Raw genomic sequence first — 16,509 nt, forward strand, 5'->3', positions numbered from 1 at the left:
GGTGATGGTCTCAGATTCTTCGACCACAGTTGGGTCATGACGCACATGACAGTCCTGGCGGTGGGCGGCACTGGCGAATCTCACCCCGACGACCACCGGACAGTTGTCACCGGGCTTCTCGGCAGCGTGACGACCCACCTCGACGATCGGTTCACGTCCAGGTGGGTGGGCTACCCCGCGTCCTACGGACCCGTTGCTGTCGGTGGTCTGAGCTATCGGCAGAGCACCCAGGCCGGTGTCCGCAGGCTGATCGCCGCGATTCGGCGTGCGGACGGGCCGGTTGCGTTGATCGGTTACTCACAGGGATGCTCGGTGATCAGAGAACTGCTCGGCATGATGACGAGGGGAACCGTCTGGTTGCCCACCGTCGTCACCGCTGGGCTGATCTCGGACCCTCAGCAGCCCGCCGGGGTCGTCGCAGGCTGCTCCGGCAGTGGCGTCGCCGGTGACGGACCGGCCGTACCGGCGTCGGTGGAGGTGATGTGGATCGGACACCCCGAGGACATGATCTGCAACGCCAGCGAGGACAGCTACATTCGCGACATCGCGGACATCACCCGCTTCATGTCGTTTCGGACACCGAAGCTGTGGCTGAGGCAGGTCTGGGTGTTGCTGCGCAGCAATGGCTTCCAGAATGCCGCCAAGACACGACTGTCACCTCGCCAATGGGTCACAGATGTCCGACGGTTGCGCGTCGCGGCCCGTGAGCTGGGTGGCTACCTGCCTCGCACCCTCGCCTGGCGAGGCATGCGGGTGGCCAACCCGTCGGGCGACCGGCACATCGCCTACGCGAGCGAGCCACTCGACAACAGTGGACTGACTGGTTGTCAGATCCTGGCCCAGTGGCTCCAGGTGAACGCCACCTTCGGACACTACGAACTTGCAGCCTGATCAGGCCTTCTCTGCCTCGACCTTCATTTTGGCGAGGCCCTTCTCGAAGTCTTTGCCGACCAATTTGTCCATCGGGAAGACCTTGCCGACGAGTCGGAAGAACAGATTGTTCTTCCCGGTCATCGCCCAGGTGACCTCGGAACCGTTCGGCCCCGGCTCGATGGTGAAGGTAGTGACGTTCTGAGCTTTGAACGGTTTGGTGAACACCAGGTCCAGTACGACGATCTGGCCGGGCTTCGAACCGGTGATGACCATGCTGCCCGCACCGGCCTTCCGATTGCCGGACCAGGCGTACGACGCACCGACGCCTGAATCCGGACCGGAGTAGGTGCGCTTCAGCTCAGGATCGGCATCTTCCCACGGCGACCAACTCCGCCACTTCTGGAAGTTGTCCAGCAACGAATGAATCTTCTCCGGCGATGCCTGGATCACCGTCGATCGTTCGACCAGGAAGCTGCTATCCGATGCCATGAGCGAATGATAGTCAGTCGCGCCGACACAGGCAGAACACGTGACCGGCCGGGTCACGAAATGCCACGAAGCTCGGATGCTCGTCGGAGTCGTCGAGCAACTTCGCTCCTAGGTCGAGGACGTGCCGAGTGGCGGCTGCCATGTCGTCGATCATGAAGTCGAGGTGGATCTTGATGCCCTCGGAAGGCCATTCGAGCGGCGCGAAGTCCGGCGCCTGCTGGAAAGCGAGCCGCAGCTCGCCCGGCCCCTGCAGCACCGCCCAGTCGCCTTCGGATCGGGTGATCTCCCAGCCCAGTACCTGCTGGTAGAACTCCGCGAGCGCGGCGGTGTCGGGGCAGTCGAGAACGGTGTAGTCCATGTCGATCTTCGGGGCTGTCATATTCCCGGACATTAGCCGCTCAGCATGAATGGCACATTGCAACGGTTAGACAGTTGCAATGTGCCATTCATGCCGGAGCTTGCGGGCTTTTGCGGGGCTACTGGCCCAGGGCAGGCGCGAACGTGGTGAACCACGCGTCGTGCAGGTGCTCTTCCCAGAAGTTCCACCAGTGCGTGCCGGTGCCGGTGATGCGAACCTGGGGGTTGTTGCCCGTACCGCGCAGCGCGGCGACGTACGCGCGGCTGCTCAGTCCCGACGCGGTCTCGAGCGGGACCATCTGCGCGAACTTGACCGGGTCGAAGCTGGCACTGACGGGGTTGACGGTCGGGTCGGTGAGCGGCGATCCGGTTCCGGCAGAAACGAACACGGAGGTGTTACGCAGTTTTCCGACGTTGAGCAGTGGGTCGTTCGCGAGCCACGACGCCGACGGCCATGCGCCCCACATGTTGCGAGCGTTTCCGCCCATCTCGCCGACCGAGACCTGAATGCCCTGCGCGTATCCGGGGCTGCTGGCCGAGGGGTAGCCGCTGAACGAGGCCACTGCCTTGTAGAAGTCGGGGTGATGCGCGGCGAGGTTGAGCGCGGACGTACCGCTCATCGACAGGCCGGCGATAGCGTTGTTGACTCCGTCGCTGCCGAACTGGGCGGCCATGACCGGCGGGAGTTCCTGGGTGAGGAAGGTTTCCCACTTGACGACGCCCAGCTTCGGATCGGGGCGCTCCCAGTCGGTGTAGAACGTGCCGCCGCCGCCGAACGGGATGACAACGTTGACGTGCTTGTCGGCGAAGAACTGCTCGACATCGGTCTCGATGAGCCAACCGTTGTTGTCATCGGGCGCGCGGAGGCCGTCGAGCAGGTAGATGGTCGGCGCGGGGCCGTCCCCTGCTGCCGTCAAGACCTTGACGGGGATGTCCTTGTTCATCGCGTTCGAGTGAACGTAGATGAGCGCGGAGTCCGCTTGCGCGACGCCGGTGCCCACGAATGTGGCAGCGAACGCTGCGATCAGTACGGTCACGACACCCAGCACGAGGCTGCGCGCACGAGAGAACAACATCAAAGAATCCCTATCGTCCGAATCTGATCGACCGTCGGTGGGAGGGTAACAGGGAAATAACGGCTTTGCGTGGCCTGGATCAGACCATCCACCATGCTGCGTAGGGCGGAAGCCAGACGCGACCGTCGTGCAAGACCACGCTGTGTCCGGAAAGCACCTCGTGCGGATCGGTGAGCCCCAGCTCGAGCAGTCGATCGTACGGGAACGCTCGATGCTCACTTGTGACATTGAACACACCGACCAAAGTGCCGCTCGGGTGACGTCGCACCAACACCAGGAGTCCATCCTCGGTGTCCGTCAGTACCTGCACAGGGGCCTCGGAATGCAGCATCGGCAACCCTCGGCGCACCCGCGCGATGTGCGCGATGCCGTCGAAGGCTCGCTGCGCGTCGGTCCCCTGCTGGAGGCGTCGGGCACGGTCTTCATCGGTGACGCGGGGACGGTGCACCCACCTGTTGTCGTTCTCGTGACCTGGTTCGCTCGCCCAGTTCGGGTCGCCGGGTGAGGCGATCTCGTCACCGCTCCACACGACGGGGATGCCGCCCCACGCGGCGACGATCGCGTGGGCCAGGAACATGCGCGCGAACGCACCGTCGGCATCCTTCCTCGACGGCCCCAGCCCGCTCAACGCCGCCGAAGTCCCACTGATGCGTCGATCGCCGGTATCCGGGTTGTACTGAAACACCAGACCCTCTGCCCAGGATCCATCGAAATCGCCCGAGTACCAGTCCGCCAGAAAGTGCCGATGCCCGGCGCCGGTCACCCCACGGGCGGCGGCGTCACCGTCGTCGATGGCCCAGCCGATGTCGTCGTGGCACCGCACGTACGTCACCCAGGTGCCACTGGGCGGCGTCGGCGGCAGTGAAGCGAGTGCGTGAACAGCCAATTCGCTGCTGCCCGAGGCCAACATGGACCAGATGTGCACCATCAGCGAGTTGTGATAGGCGATGTCGGAGACCCTGCCGGTGTGGCGGCCGAGGCCCAGATACGGCATCAGGTCACGAGGGCCGACGATCGCCTCGGCCTTGAACAGCGTTGCGGGAGCAGCGAGCCGGCATGTTGTGCGTAGTGCCTGCGTTATCGCGTGGACCTCGGGCTGGTTTTGACAGTTGGTACCGAGTCGCTTCCACAGAAACGCGATGGCGTCGAGACGAAGCACCTCGATACCCAGGTTGGCCAGGTGCATGACGATTCCTGCGAACTCTTCCAACACGGCGGGATTGGACCAGTTCAGGTCCCACTGCCACGCGTTGAACGTCGTCCACACCCACTCGTCGAGTTCGGTGTCGAGAGTGAAGCTGCCAGGCGCAAAATCCGGGAACACCTCGGGCAGGGTGCGCTCGAATGAATCTGGGGTCTCCCGGTCGGGGTAGATATGAAAGTAGCTGCGATATCTCTCATCACCCCCACGGGCCTTCTCCGCCCATTCATGTTCACGCGCAACATGATTGAGAACCAAGTCGACAACGGGGCTGATCCCGCGGGCCCGCAGCGTCGTCGCGAGGTTTCGCAGATCCTCGTTGGTGCCCAAATCCGGTCGAACCGAATAGAAATCCTTCACCGCGTACCCGCCGTCATTGTCACCCTCCCGTGGCGTGAGCAACGGCATCATGTGCAGGTAGGTCACGCCCAGATCGACGAGATGGTCGAGCCGCTCCCCCACCCCCTCCAACGTGGTGCCGTAGCGGTCGACGTAGCAGGCGTACCCGAACATGTTGGGGCGCTGAAACCAATCGGGTTGCAGGAGCCTGCGCTCGTCCAAACGATGGAGGTCGTCGGAGCGTTCGGCGAAACCCTGCGCTGCGATGGCGACGAGATTGGCGGCCACCGCGTCGGGCCCGTCGTACAGGGCGGTGACAGCATCGTGCAGGTCGGGCCACCACTGCTCGAGTCGGAGCTCGAACGTCTCGCGCCGATGGGCGGGCATGCCGGCGAGAATGTCCCGCACCTCCGGAGTCATGACTGCATCATGACACGGGTTGCATTGCCAGATTCCTGATCGGCCGGGACAGTGCGATGCCTTGGATTTTCCGGGACAGAACGCCGCTATATCCAGGACTGATCGCACCTGGTGAAGTAGCGTTCGGAAACGTGCCACCCAGTCTTGTTTCCGTCATCATCCCGGTGTACGACGGCATGCCCCAACTCGACGTGCAGCTCGAAGCCCTCGCGAATCAAGACTACGACGGTGAGTTCGAGGTCATCGTCAGCGACAACGGCGCGAACGGCGATCTTCGTCGGCACCTGGACGAACTGGGGTTGAAACTTGATGTTCGGTGGGTCGACAGCTCCGGCAAGAGAGGGGTCTCGAACGCGAGGAATATCGGCATCGACGCTGCACGAGGCCAGTTTCTCGCTTTCACCGACCATGACGACGCGGTGCACCCGAACTGGCTGAGTGCACTTGTTCGCGCGGCCGAGGACTTCGATGCAGTCGGCGGTGGGGTCGATGTGCGCACACTCAACTCGGATGAAGTCGCAACGTGGCGGTCACTGCCACCACCTGAGAAACGATTCGAAACGCCGTACTTGCCCTACGCATGCGGCAACAACTTCGGCATGTGGTCCAGAGTTGTGGACGAGGTGGGGTACTTCGACGGGCAGTTCCTCGGCGGAGGTGAGGATGTCGACTACTCCTGGCGCATCCAAGAGGCAGGGTTGACGCTGGGCCACGTCCCCGATGCAGTGGTCGCATACAGGCTGCGTACCACCTTGCGCGCGTCGTTCGTACAGGGAATGCGCTACGGGTGGACGTCGGTGGAATTGGCTCGCAAGCACAGCGTCCACGGAAGCCCCGACCCGTCGGCTCTGCTGCAAGTGCCGGCCCATGTGGCGACGATCCTGTATTTCGCGACGGTCAGAAATCCATGGCTTCCGAGAGCACTGAACCCGCCACCACGCGGACTGTGGGCTCATCTCATCGGGCAACAATATGGCGCGCTGAGAATGCGGTTGCAGCTCCTGGCCCGAGGACACAAGCGTTGACGGGTGACCGCTGGCTCGGCGAGCGCACAATGTGTTTGTGAAGATCACCGACGAGCAGCGCCGGGCACGTCTCGTCGCACGCCATTTCGCGAGCGCGCCAACCGTAGAGGACGTCGTTTCGTCCGTACTGGCCCTGCACGCAACCGACCCGGCGTCGGTGTACCTGTCGGTTCTCGCGCGCGCTCGATCACTGACGATCGAGGACGTTCGGGCCGCAATGTATACCCGTCGCAGTCTCGTTCGCCTCATGGCGATGCGCCGGACCATGTTCGTCATCGCCCATGACGATGTTCCGACGGTTCATGCCGCGGCCAGTCTCGGCGTCGCTCGCACGATGCGAACCCGGCTGCTCAAGCAGGTAGCTGCCGGGCCGACCGAGCCTGTTGTCGACGACGTCGACGCGTGGGTCGCCGCGGTGGAACGGGACACCGAGGCTGCGCTGCGGGCCGCCGGAACCGCTACCGGCGCGGAATTGTCCAACGCTGTTCCCTTGTTGAAGACCGCGTTTCTACCGACCACCGACAAGGTGTACGACGTCAAGCGCTATGTCACCTCCGAGGTGCTGACGATGATGGCCGCCGAGGGCCGGCTGGTCCGCGTCGAACCGCGCGGGGCATGGACCTCGCGGCGGCATGCGTGGGCGCCGGTCGAACACTGGTGGCCCGAGGGAATTCCCATTCTGGACGAGGCCGAGGCGCGTCGCGACCTGGTTCGGCGGTGGCTCGAGGTGTTCGGACCGGCCACGTTCGACGACGTTCAATGGTGGACGGGGTGGAACAAGACGCAGACCCGCGCCGCTTTGGCCGGGTTGGATCTCGTCGAGGTGGAATTGAGCGTGGGCGAAGGGATGATGTTGGCGGGGACGGTTTTTGATAGTTCAGGTCCGTCGGTGATGCTCTTGCCTGCGCTGGATCCGACGGCAATGGGATGGAAGCACCGCAACTGGTATCTCGGTGATTACAAGAAGCCGTTGTTCGACACCTTCGGCAACATCGGGCCGAGCATTTGGGTGGACGGACGCATCGTCGGTGGCTGGGCCGTCAGCCCCTCCGGCGAGGTGGTGACGGAGTTGTTCGAAATCGTCAGGCCGGCTGAGGTTGCAGCCGAGGCCGGGCGGCTGACAGATGTGCTCGACGGCTCGGCGGTGGTCCCCAGCTTCCCCACACCGTTGGAGAAGAAGTTGCGGGGGAGGTAGCTCGTTGCGGCGCAGCTGCGATGCCGAGGGTGTTGTGTCAGGTGCGGCATGATTGCGTCATGACCCAGCACGCGCTCGAATCGATACGAGACGAGTCTCGTGCGGTGATGCGTCGTCACACGGCTCCTGGAGATCGCGTCGCTCTTCTGGATTTTCCCAGCTACGACAACGCTGGTGACTCCCTTATATACGCGGGTGAAACCGTATACCTGGAGGAATCAGGGGTCCGCGTCGAGTACATCTCGGACCTGAACACTCACGACGATGCGCTGGCCAGGAGACGAGTAGGCACAGGCACCATTTTCCTGCAAGGCGGGGGCAACTTCGGTGACCGTTGGCCTGCACATCAGGAGTTTCGCGAAAGGGTGGTCGCCCGGTTCCCGGACAGCAAGATCGTCGGGCTCCCCCAGGGCATGGACTACGCCGATTCCGATGCCCTGAAGAGGACCGCAGCGATCTACGCGGCACATCCGGATCTCACGCTGATGTTGCGCGAGAAGCGTTCGTACGACATCGCGCTCGCAAGCTTTCCTGACAACAATGTCGAGTATTGCCCTGACATGGCATTCGGAGCCGAGATCGCGAACAACCCTGGCGATTGCGCTGTCGATGTCGTGAAACTCCTTCGCGTCGACTCCGAGAAGCTCGATCACGGACCCGTCGACATCGACGCCTCGTCAGTCCGATTCGACTGGGGCCTGCACGGCAAGGATTTGGCCATATGGCAGGTGATTACGCTCCCGACGAGAATTGCCTCCAACTTTCCCAAGACCACCCGGCCGCTCTACCCGGCGCTCGCCCGCTCCTACCCACGGGCCGCGGCGCTCAATCTCCGTGTAGCTCAACGGATTCTGAGCAAAGGTCGGGTCGTTCTGACGGACAGGCTGCACGCCGCTGTACTGGCCGCAATGATGGGCAAGCGGGTGGTCGCGATGGACAACGCGAACAAGAAGGTGTCGGGCATTTACAGCGCCTACCTTCACCGGTTCGACAACGTTCGCTTCGCGGCGACAGCAGCCGAAGCCGCCGAGCTGGTAGCCGAGGCTGTAGCGGACAGCCGATAGCGCGAGGTGTCAGCTAGACGTTGAAGCGGAACTCCACGACATCGCCACACGTACAAACATCATGGAGCTGGCTGCTGGCCGTCGGCTTCGTCCATCCAGGCGAAGGCGGCATCTACTACACCATCGTCAGTCCCGAGAATCTGCAGCCCCGTCCGCACAAGGAAGTAGAGCTGGTCCACCCATGGAGTTGCAAGCTCGACGTTGCCGCCGTGGCTCAGCGACGAGTCACGCCGCTTCCTCCTCGGCCGGGTCGACTTCGTACCAATGCTTCGAGTTTCGCCGACACTCCAGGGCGGGGACCCGCTGCGTTATTTCTCGCCAACGCCGACCATTCGGGTCTACGTGGTTAATCCATTCGATCGGCTTGCTGTAGTACTTCATCTTCCCGCGACACTTTGGGCATCGGTCGGCACGGATCTTTTCCAACGTAATGCGTCGTCCGTGACCGCTAACAGCCAACCCGAAGCGGAGTGGCCAGCGTGTCTCAGTCATAGCGATTCGGCGGAGACCGAGCAAGAGGCCGAGTAGCAGCACGACTGCCAAGAGCAGATGAAGCCAGGCGAACCCGCTTCGCCCTATGAAGTCCGCAGACTCTTCGGAAGCAAATAGGTCGATGACGCGCTCGACGACCTGCCACAGCGGAAAGACGCCGGTGACCCCGAGCGCAACACTTGCCCATGTCAGTAGAGCCAACGTCAATGGGCTTCTCCACATGGGCACGGCTTCATACCTGGCCTCGGGCGGCGTCGATGCAGCCGGGTTGACGACGATATTGCCCTGCGCTTGATACACATCTCCACCGATATCGCCGCCGCCAGTGCTGACTGAATTCTCCCGGCCAACACCAACTGATGCTTCGCACTCAGTGCAGGACTTGGCCGTCGACGCAAGCGGAATGCCGCATGATGCGCAGATCACTTCTCCCCCCCAGAGATTGAACGGCAGCGTCTCTACACGTTGAACCTGAACTCCACGACATCCCCGTCGACCATGACGTAGTCCTTGCCTTCGATACGGACTTTGCCCGCGGCCTTGGCTGCGGCCATGGATCCGGCGTCGACGAGGTCCTCGAAGCTGACAACTTCGGCCTTGATGAAGCCACGCTCGAAGTCGGTGTGGATGACGCCAGCTGCCTGCGGTGCCGTGTCGCCCTTGTGGATGGTCCAGGCGCGCGCTTCCTTCGGCCCGGCGGTGAGGTAGGTCTGTAGTCCGAGGGTGTGGAAGCCGGCGCGGGCCAGGGCGTCGAGACCCGGTTCTGTCTGTCCGACGCTTTCGAGCAGCTCGGCAGCGGATTCGGCGTCGAGTTCGAGGAGCTCGGATTCGATCTTCGCGTCGAGGAACACTGCATCCGCCGGGGCGACGGAGCGGGCAAGTTCGCCCACCTTCACGTCGTCGGTGAGGACGGCCTCGTCGGCGTTGAAGACATACAGGAACGGCTTGGTGGTCAGGAGCTGGAATTCCTTGAGCAGTTCGAAGTCGAGCTTGGCCTGCGCCGAGAACAGCGTCTTGCCCTCGTTGAGCACTGCCTGCGCAGCGATGGCGGCGTCGAGCGCGGGTTTGCGGTCTTTCTTGATCCGCGCTTCCTTCTCCACGCGCGGGATCGCCTTTTCGAGCGTCTGCAGGTCCGCGATAGCGAGTTCGGTCTCGATGACCTCGATGTCGGCGGACGGGTCGACGCGGCCGTCGACGTGCACCACATCGTCGTCGGCGAATACACGAACGACCTGGCAGATGGCGTCGGCTTCACGGATGTTGGCGAGAAACTTGTTGCCCAGCCCGGCACCTTCGGATGCACCCTTGACGATGCCGGCGATATCGACGAACGACACCAGCGCGGGCACCAGCTTCTCGGAACCGAAGATCTCGGCGAGCTTGCCGAGCCTCGGATCAGGAAGCGGAACCACACCGACGTTGGGCTCGATGGTCGCGAACGGGTAGTTCGCGGCCAGCACGTCGTTCTTGGTCAGCGCGTTGAAGAGGGTGGACTTGCCGACGTTGGGCAGTCCGACGATTCCGAGGGTGAGGCTCACGGTCTATGGAGTCTACTTTGACGTGGCCATCAGTTCGGACAGTGCCCGGCCTGCGTCGACCGCCGATGCACCGAGCGGACTGAGGTCAATATGATCCGCGCCCTCATCGAGGTGAGAACCCTCTGGTCTGAGCGAGTAGCCAGCAGGAGATCCGTCAGCCTGGACAGCCGTTCGATCTGCCCCGCCTATGTGAGCGGAAATACGTGTCCCTCTATGCATTTCCGCGCACGTGCGCGAAGCGCCTACCAAGTGCTCGCATTGATCAGGATCGCGAAGAACACCACATAGAAGGCAATGAGCACCACGAAAAACGCGACCCACACCCACAGTGCGATCTGCCCGAGCTTCTTGGCCCGGTCCGACGCGTACTGCGCACCCTGAAAATCGCCCATTGCCCAGCGCGGATACACGTTCGAGGAGTGAGTGAAGGCCGAGAACGCGAGCGGCCAGAAGAACAGCACCGCCGCCACTGCCCATCCCACGTTGGACGGCGGCGGCGGTGGCGGCGCGTACTGCTGATATGGCTGATTCGGGTCTGTCATGGACGCAGCGTAATACCTACCTACGCGGTTGTCTTCAGCGTCGATGTGGCCTCGGCCAAGGTGGTCACAGCATCCCAATCCTCGTTCGCCACCGCGGCGGCCGGAGTGAGCCACGAACCTCCGACGCACCCGACATTCGGCAGCGCCAGATACGTCGACGCATTGGCGGTGGAGATTCCGCCCGTCGGGCAGAAGCGTGCGGCAGGGATGGGTGAGTGAATGGACTTGAGGAAGTTCGCACCGCCGGAGGCCTCGGCCGGGAAGAACTTGAGTTCGGTGTACCCGGCCTCGAGGAGCGTGAGCACCTCCGAGACTGTCGCAGCGCCGGGCAGGTGCGGCAACCCGGTATCCCTCATAGCCTTGGTCAAAGCCGGGGTGCAGCCCGGTGACACCAGGAACTGAGCGCCCGCATCGGCAGCCTGCTTCGCCTGCCCCGGCGTCACGATTGTGCCTGCGCCGATCAGGATCTCGGGAACCTCCGCAGCGATGCGCTCGATGGCGTCGAGCGCCACGGGAGTCCGCAGGGTCAGTTCGATGACCGGCACTCCACCCTTGACCAGGGCGCGGGCGATCGGTACGGCGTGATCGAGGTTGTCGATGACGACGACGGGGATGACGGGAACGCGGTCGAGCAGAGATGCAGTCAAGTTCTTACCTTTTTTCTAGAGTCAGATGGGGGTCAGCGCATCACGAACATGGCGCCCTCGTCGGCTGGGCCGACCATGGCGCGCATGCCGGAGAACAGGTCGCGGCCGGTACCGGCCCATTCGTCGTCGGTGAGCACCCGGCCGGTGACCGGGCGAGCCTCGAACTCGCCGAGGGGAACGCCGATGTCAAGCGTGCCCGTATTGGAGTCGAGCGTGATCATGTCACCGTCGAGTATTTTCGCGATCGATCCGCCGTTTGCGGCCTCGGGCGTGAGGTGAATTGCGGCAGGCACCTTTCCGGACGCGCCGGACATGCGGCCGTCGGTGATCAGTGCGACGCGGTAGCCGCGGTCCTGCAGGATGCCGAGTGCCGGGGTGAGCTTGTGCAGCTCGGGCATTCCGTTCGCCTTGGGGCCTTGGTAGCGCAGCACCGCGACGAAGTCTCCTTCGAGCTGCCCGGCCTCGAACGCTGCCAGGAAGTCCGCCTGGTCGTCGAAGACCTTGGCCGGCCCGGTCACCGCGCGATGCTCGGACGCCAGAGCTGATGTCTTGATGACGGACTTGCCGATCGGACCGGTGAGCATCTTCAGTCCGCCGTCGCGACTGAAAGGCTCGTCGGCTCCGCGCAGCACGGTGTTGTCGCCACTGATGCGCGTGCCCTCGTGCCACATGACGCCGTCACCGTCGAGCTTGGGCTCTTGGGTGTAGCGCTGCAGTCCCCTACCGGCGACGGTGTCGACGTCCTCGTGGAGCAGACCGGCGTCGAGCAGCGACCCGATGACGAAGCCGAGCCCGCCTGCGGCATGGAAGTGGTTCACATCGGCTTTGCCGTTGGGGTAGATGCGCGCCATGAGCGGCACCACCGCAGACAGCTCGGACAGATCCTGCCAGGTCAGCGTGATACCTGCGGCCTTCGCGATCGCGACGAGGTGCATCGTGTGATTGGTCGACCCGCCGGTGGCCAGCAGCGCGACGCATCCGTTGACGATCGCCTTCTCGTCGACCAAGCGTCCGACGGGCGTGTACTGATCACCGAGAGCCGTCAGACCTGTCACGACGTGTCCGGCCTCGCGAGTGAGGGCGTCGCGCATCGCGGTTCCCGGATTGACGAACGACGACCCGGGTAGATGCAGGCCCATGACCTCCATCAGCAGCTGGTTCGAGTTGGCGGTGCCGAAGAAGGTGCACGTGCCGCTGCCGTGGTACGACGCCGCCTCGGCGTCCAGCAGTGCTTCACGTCCCACCTTGCCCTCAGCGTAGAGCTGACGGGCTTTCGCCTTCTCCCCGTTCGGAAGCCCGGAGGTCATCGGACCGGCGGGGACGAACACCGCGGGTAGGTGACCGAAACTCAGCGCGCCGATGAGCATTCCGGGGACGATCTTGTCGCACACACCGAGCATGAGGGTGGCGTCGAACATGTCGTGCGAGAGGGCTATGGCCGTGGACATGGCAATGATGTCGCGGCTGAAGAGCGAGAGCTGCATGCCCTCACGCCCCTGGGTGATGCCGTCGCACATGGCGGGAACACCACCGGCGAACTGTGCAATGCCGCCCGCGTCGATGACCGCCGCCTTGAGGGTGGCTGGGTAGGACTCGAAGGGTTTGTGCGCGGACAGCATCTCGTTGTAGGCGGAGACGATCGCGATGTTCGGTTTGACCATGCCGCGCAGCGCCTGCTTGTCGGCCTTGCCCGATGCGGCGAAGCCGTGGGCGATGTTGGCGCAGGCGAGGCGGCCGCGGGCGGGACCGGCGTCTGCTGCAGTGTCGATTCGATCGAGGTAGGTGGCCCGTTCGGACTGGCTGCGGTCTGCGATGCGGTCGGTGACCTGACGCAGGACCGGGTGGATTGTGTCCATGAGGTGTTCCCCTTTTCGGTCTCAACGGCCAGCCTAGGGCCACTTAGGTGTGCGCACAACCCAACTTATGTATTTGAAAGTTATAAGTGGGTGAACTTGCGTTGTTGCCGCAACAGTTGCGAATTGATTGAATGGCAGATATGCGACCGCCCCTTCCGAGCGCCCCACCTGCGACAGCGGGTGAAATCTTCGCGCTCGTGCGGGACGGCGAGGCCGACACACGAGCCGAACTCGGCAAGATCACCGGGCTCTCCCGCTCCGCGATCGCCTCGCGAGTCGCCGCACTCACCGCGCTCGGCCTCATCCTCGAAACCGAGGACACTCAGTCCACCGGGGGACGCCCGCCGGCGCGCCTGTCCTTCGACGTCGACGCCGGCATCGTCCTCGCCGCCGCCATCGGACGCAGTCGATCGCAACTCGGCGTCTTCACCCTCGGCGGAGAATTTCTCGCCAACGACACCGTCGATCAGGAAATCGGCGTCGGACCGAGTGAGCTGATGCCACAGATCACCAAACGCCTCGAAGCGCTCATCGACGACACCGGACGCCTCGGCCACCGCATCCTCGGCGTCGGACTCTCCATTCCCGGCACCGCGGACACCGCCCGCGGCTGCAGCCTGGATTCACCCATCATGCACGGCTGGGATGGCGTTCCCCTGGCGCCGTTCTTCGCCGACACCACCTCCGCACCCGTCTTTCTCGACAACGACGCGAACGTCATGGTGCTCGCCGAGCGCCGCGACAATCACACGCACTTCAACGATGCACTCCTGGTCAAGGCGTCGACCGGACTCGGCGCGGGCATCGTGGCAGGCGGGGTTCTCCAGCGCGGATCATTGGGCGCCGCAGGCGAATTCGGCCATACCAAAGCCGCCGCAGCTGCGGGCGTCGCCTGCCGGTGCGGCGACAGCGGATGCCTCGAAGCCATCGCCGGCGGCTGGGCCCTCGTGCGGGCCCTGCAGAACCAGGGCCGCAGCGTCGGGCACATCCGGGGCGTTGTCGACCTCGCGATCAGCGGTGACCCCGAGGCCCGACGCCTCATCCGCGACAGCGGTAGGCACATCGGTGAAACACTCGCCGGGGCGGTCAATCTGCTCAACCCCGAGGTACTCATCGTCGGCGGGGACATGGCAAAGGCCTACGACATCTTCGTGGCGGGTCTGCGTGAAACCGTCTACGGCAACGCAACCGCGTTGGCCACCCGCGCGTTGACCATCCAGGCCACCACGCATGGCGATCACTCGGGCGTGATCGGCAGCGCCGCGATGGTGCTGGACCAGGTACTGAGCGCGCGGGCCGTCGACCAGGCACTCGGCGCCTGACGACAGTGTCCGATTTCCGCTGGATACGGGCACGCGGGAATGACACAGTAGAGCTCATGGAGTTGGATTTCGAGCGGTGCTACCGGGCCGTGTCCGCGCGCGACACACGGTTCGACGGCCAATTCTTCACAGCCGTGCGCACGACGGGAATCTACTGCCGCCCTTCGTGTCCGGCAGTGACCCCCAAGCCGCAGAACGTCTCGTTCGTACCGACCGCAGCGGCAGCCCAACAGAACGGCTACCGCGCTTGCCGACGATGCCAGCCCGATGCCACCCCCGGCTCTCCGCATTGGAATATCAACTCCGATCTCACCTCCCGCGCGATGCGGCTGATCTCCGACGGAGCCGTCGAACGCGGCGGCGTCGGATCCCTCGCGCACACGCTCGGATACTCCAGCAGACAGCTCACCAGGGTGCTGACCGCGCAGATCGGCGCGGGACCACTCGCCCTCGCACGCGCACATCGCGCGCACACCGCGAGAACGCTGATTCAGACGACCACGATGTCCATGAGCGACATCGCCTTCGCGTCCGGGTTCTCCAGCGTTCGTCAGTTCAACGACACCGTGCGCGCTGTCTTCGCCGTCAACCCGACGACGTTGCGTGAGGAGGCCACGCGCAAGAAGACCGTTTCGAGCAGCGGCACAGTGACGGTCCGCCTCCCCTATCGACAGCCGCTGGACAAGGCCTGGCTCGAGTGGTTCCTCCGCGGTCACGTGGTGCCGGGTCTCGAGACTTTCGACGACGAGTCGGGTCTGTATCGCCGTTCGCTGCGTCTGCCGCACGGGCATGCCGTCCTCGGGATGCGTATCGAGGATGGATACGTGGAGACCACGATGAGCCTGCAGGATATGCGGGATCTCGCCCCCGCCGTCGCCCGTGTCCGTCACCTCCTCGATCTCGACGCCGACCCGGTGGCCGTGGACTCTGCGCTGATGCAGGATGCGGCGTTGGCACCGAATGTCCGCGCCCGCCCAGGAATCCGCGCACCCGGAAGCATCGACGGCGACGAGATGCTCATGCGCACGATGATCGGTCAACAGATCTCGTTGCGCGCCGCCGCGACACACACCGCTCGCCTCGTCGACGCCCTCGGCACCCCGATCGACGATCCGCTCGGCGGCGGAGTAACCAGACTGTTCCCCGGCGCCGACGCGATAGCCGAACACGGACACGAGGTTCTCGCCGGGCCGAGCGCGAGAGTGAAGGCGATCATCGGCGTCGCCGATGCCCTCGCGAGCGGCAAAGTGGTTCTGCACGCAGCGATGACATCCGAGGAACTCGAAGAAAGCCTGCTTGCATTGAAGGGAATCGGCCCGTGGACGGCACGCTACGTCGTCATGCGAACACTCGCCGACCCCGATGTATTGCTCGACACCGACCTCGTCGTGCGTCAGGGCGCAGACCGCCTCGGTATGCCGCTGACCGACTCGCACCGCTGGGCACCGTGGCGTTCCTACGTCTCGATGCACCTGTGGAACATCGAACTCGAAAGTAGAGGAATATGAACGCCACTCACGCCACCGTGTTCACTCCGATCGGACCGTTCACTACCATCGTCGACGCCGACGGAGTGGTTCTGGCGTCGGGATGGACTGCCACCGTCGACGATCTCACGCCCCTGATACACGCGACGTTGCGTCCGAGGTCCGTGCGTGAAGCGGCCGATCTGGGTGCGGTCACCGAAGCGGTGGTCGCCTACCACCGCGGCCGACTCGACGCCATCGACGACGTCCCCGTCGCCCAGCAGTCCGGGGAGTTCCTCATGCATGCCTGGAAGATTCTGCGCGAGGTGCCTGCCGGGTCCCCCATCACCTACTCGGAGCTCGCGGCACGCTCCGGTCGGCCGGCGGCGATCAGGGGCGCAGCGTCCGCCTGCGCGCGAAACGCCGCAGCGTTGTTCGTACCGTGCCATCGGGTGTTTCGGGTCGGCGGCGCGCTGGGCGGCTTCCGGTGGGGCCTGCCTGCCAAGACGTGGCTGCTCACCCACGAATCCAGCGAACGCTGAAAAGGCCGAGCGCGTGCTCGGTTGGCAGGTATGTAGCTGGACGCCGGGCTTAGAGTCATTCGGTG

16 protein-coding genes are annotated in these 16,509 nt (G+C 64.1%); 8 read left to right on the top strand and 8 right to left on the bottom strand.

Features of this window, described 5'->3' with window-relative positions; translation table 11 throughout:
* Window positions 1-36 precede the first annotated feature (36 nt).
* Window positions 37-891: a PE-PPE domain-containing protein gene (locus tag KVY23_RS12740; RefSeq protein ID WP_230556670.1), complete on the top strand. Its 855-nt coding sequence runs from the start codon at window positions 37-39 to the stop codon at window positions 889-891.
* Here the strand turns inward: KVY23_RS12740 and KVY23_RS12745 are convergent, their stop codons facing one another.
* The 4 genes from KVY23_RS12745 to KVY23_RS12760 form a co-directional block, all read right to left on the bottom strand.
* Window positions 892-1,362 carry an SRPBCC family protein gene (locus KVY23_RS12745; RefSeq protein WP_230556672.1) on the bottom strand — a complete coding sequence of 157 codons (471 nt, stop codon included), beginning with the start codon at window positions 1,360-1,362 and terminating at the stop codon, window positions 892-894.
* Window positions 1,363-1,375: 13 nt separating this feature from the next.
* Window positions 1,376-1,741: a VOC family protein gene (locus KVY23_RS12750; protein WP_230556673.1), complete on the bottom strand. Its 366-nt coding sequence runs from the start codon at window positions 1,739-1,741 to the stop codon at window positions 1,376-1,378.
* 97 nt (window positions 1,742-1,838) lie between these two features.
* Complete coding sequence (locus KVY23_RS12755) at window positions 1,839-2,795, bottom strand: alpha/beta hydrolase family protein (RefSeq protein WP_230556675.1); 957 nt, start codon at window positions 2,793-2,795, stop codon at window positions 1,839-1,841.
* Between the two features lie 79 nt (window positions 2,796-2,874).
* Window positions 2,875-4,755 carry an alpha-amylase family protein gene (locus KVY23_RS12760; RefSeq protein WP_230556677.1) on the bottom strand — a complete coding sequence of 627 codons (1,881 nt, stop codon included), beginning with the start codon at window positions 4,753-4,755 and terminating at the stop codon, window positions 2,875-2,877.
* 131 nt (window positions 4,756-4,886) lie between these two features.
* Here KVY23_RS12760 and KVY23_RS12765 point away from each other — a divergent pair, with 131 nt between their 5' ends.
* The 4 genes from KVY23_RS12765 to KVY23_RS12780 are packed head-to-tail and all read left to right on the top strand — an operon-like array spanning window position 4,887 to window position 8,389.
* Window positions 4,887-5,780, top strand: a complete 894-nt coding sequence (locus tag KVY23_RS12765) for a glycosyltransferase family 2 protein (RefSeq protein WP_230556679.1) — start codon at window positions 4,887-4,889, stop codon at window positions 5,778-5,780.
* A 37-nt stretch (window positions 5,781-5,817) separates the two neighbouring features.
* The gene (locus KVY23_RS12770; protein WP_230556681.1) at window positions 5,818-6,975 is read left to right on the top strand and encodes a winged helix DNA-binding domain-containing protein; all 1,158 of its coding nucleotides are present in this window, start codon (window positions 5,818-5,820) and stop codon (window positions 6,973-6,975) included.
* Between the two features lie 59 nt (window positions 6,976-7,034).
* Window positions 7,035-8,039, top strand: coding sequence for a polysaccharide pyruvyl transferase family protein (locus KVY23_RS12775; protein WP_075840324.1), 1,005 nt, complete (start codon window positions 7,035-7,037; stop codon window positions 8,037-8,039).
* A 20-nt stretch (window positions 8,040-8,059) separates the two neighbouring features.
* Entirely contained in the window at window positions 8,060-8,389 is a 330-nt protein-coding gene (locus KVY23_RS12780; RefSeq protein ID WP_139318244.1) for a hypothetical protein, read from the top strand.
* Between the two features lie 600 nt (window positions 8,390-8,989).
* On the opposite strand, the gene ychF is transcribed toward KVY23_RS12780, so the two are convergent.
* The 4 genes from ychF to edd form a co-directional block, all read right to left on the bottom strand.
* Complete coding sequence (gene ychF, locus KVY23_RS12785) at window positions 8,990-10,069, bottom strand: redox-regulated ATPase YchF (protein ID WP_075840322.1); 1,080 nt, start codon at window positions 10,067-10,069, stop codon at window positions 8,990-8,992.
* 242 nt (window positions 10,070-10,311) lie between these two features.
* Complete coding sequence (locus KVY23_RS12790; RefSeq protein WP_230556683.1) at window positions 10,312-10,611, bottom strand: CD225/dispanin family protein; 300 nt, start codon at window positions 10,609-10,611, stop codon at window positions 10,312-10,314.
* A gap of 20 nt (window positions 10,612-10,631) precedes the next feature.
* Complete coding sequence (eda, locus tag KVY23_RS12795) at window positions 10,632-11,258, bottom strand: bifunctional 4-hydroxy-2-oxoglutarate aldolase/2-dehydro-3-deoxy-phosphogluconate aldolase (protein WP_230556684.1); 627 nt, start codon at window positions 11,256-11,258, stop codon at window positions 10,632-10,634.
* A 32-nt stretch (window positions 11,259-11,290) separates the two neighbouring features.
* Window positions 11,291-13,114 carry a phosphogluconate dehydratase gene (gene edd / locus KVY23_RS12800; RefSeq protein ID WP_206509423.1) on the bottom strand — a complete coding sequence of 608 codons (1,824 nt, stop codon included), beginning with the start codon at window positions 13,112-13,114 and terminating at the stop codon, window positions 11,291-11,293.
* 140 nt (window positions 13,115-13,254) lie between these two features.
* Here edd and KVY23_RS12805 point away from each other — a divergent pair, with 140 nt between their 5' ends.
* From KVY23_RS12805 to KVY23_RS12815, 3 genes are read left to right on the top strand one after another with little or no spacing between them, the layout of a single operon-like run.
* Window positions 13,255-14,436 (top strand): ROK family transcriptional regulator, encoded by a 1,182-nt coding sequence (locus tag KVY23_RS12805; RefSeq protein WP_230556686.1) that lies wholly within the window; start codon window positions 13,255-13,257, stop codon window positions 14,434-14,436.
* Between the two features lie 56 nt (window positions 14,437-14,492).
* Window positions 14,493-15,944 carry an AlkA N-terminal domain-containing protein gene (locus tag KVY23_RS12810; protein ID WP_230556688.1) on the top strand — a complete coding sequence of 484 codons (1,452 nt, stop codon included), beginning with the start codon at window positions 14,493-14,495 and terminating at the stop codon, window positions 15,942-15,944.
* The gene (locus tag KVY23_RS12815; protein ID WP_230556690.1) at window positions 15,941-16,444 is read left to right on the top strand and encodes a methylated-DNA--[protein]-cysteine S-methyltransferase; all 504 of its coding nucleotides are present in this window, start codon (window positions 15,941-15,943) and stop codon (window positions 16,442-16,444) included. Before KVY23_RS12810 ends, KVY23_RS12815 begins: the two co-directional genes overlap by 4 nt.
* Window positions 16,445-16,509: the final 65 nt, after the last annotated feature.

The sequence above is a fragment of the Rhodococcus sp. I2R genome (assembly GCF_020889545.1).
Classification (GTDB): domain Bacteria; phylum Actinomycetota; class Actinomycetes; order Mycobacteriales; family Mycobacteriaceae; genus Rhodococcoides.

What these genes read in the sequence shown, in the direction of transcription:
- KVY23_RS12815 (WP_230556690.1), top strand. Translation starts at nt 15,941, where the DNA reads ATGAACGCCACTCACGCCACCGTGTTCACTCCGATCGGACCGTTCACT.
- KVY23_RS12760 (WP_230556677.1), bottom strand. Translation starts at nt 4,755, where the DNA reads ATGACTCCGGAGGTGCGGGACATTCTCGCCGGCATGCCCGCCCATCGG.
- KVY23_RS12775 (WP_075840324.1), top strand. Translation starts at nt 7,035, where the DNA reads ATGACCCAGCACGCGCTCGAATCGATACGAGACGAGTCTCGTGCGGTG.
- edd (WP_206509423.1), bottom strand. Translation starts at nt 13,114, where the DNA reads ATGGACACAATCCACCCGGTCCTGCGTCAGGTCACCGACCGCATCGCA.
- KVY23_RS12810 (WP_230556688.1), top strand. Translation starts at nt 14,493, where the DNA reads ATGGAGTTGGATTTCGAGCGGTGCTACCGGGCCGTGTCCGCGCGCGAC.
- KVY23_RS12805 (WP_230556686.1), top strand. Translation starts at nt 13,255, where the DNA reads ATGCGACCGCCCCTTCCGAGCGCCCCACCTGCGACAGCGGGTGAAATC.
- KVY23_RS12740 (WP_230556670.1), top strand. Translation starts at nt 37, where the DNA reads ATGACGCACATGACAGTCCTGGCGGTGGGCGGCACTGGCGAATCTCAC.
- KVY23_RS12790 (WP_230556683.1), bottom strand. Translation starts at nt 10,611, where the DNA reads ATGACAGACCCGAATCAGCCATATCAGCAGTACGCGCCGCCACCGCCG.
- KVY23_RS12750 (WP_230556673.1), bottom strand. Translation starts at nt 1,741, where the DNA reads ATGACAGCCCCGAAGATCGACATGGACTACACCGTTCTCGACTGCCCC.
- KVY23_RS12755 (WP_230556675.1), bottom strand. Translation starts at nt 2,795, where the DNA reads ATGTTGTTCTCTCGTGCGCGCAGCCTCGTGCTGGGTGTCGTGACCGTA.
- KVY23_RS12745 (WP_230556672.1), bottom strand. Translation starts at nt 1,362, where the DNA reads ATGGCATCGGATAGCAGCTTCCTGGTCGAACGATCGACGGTGATCCAG.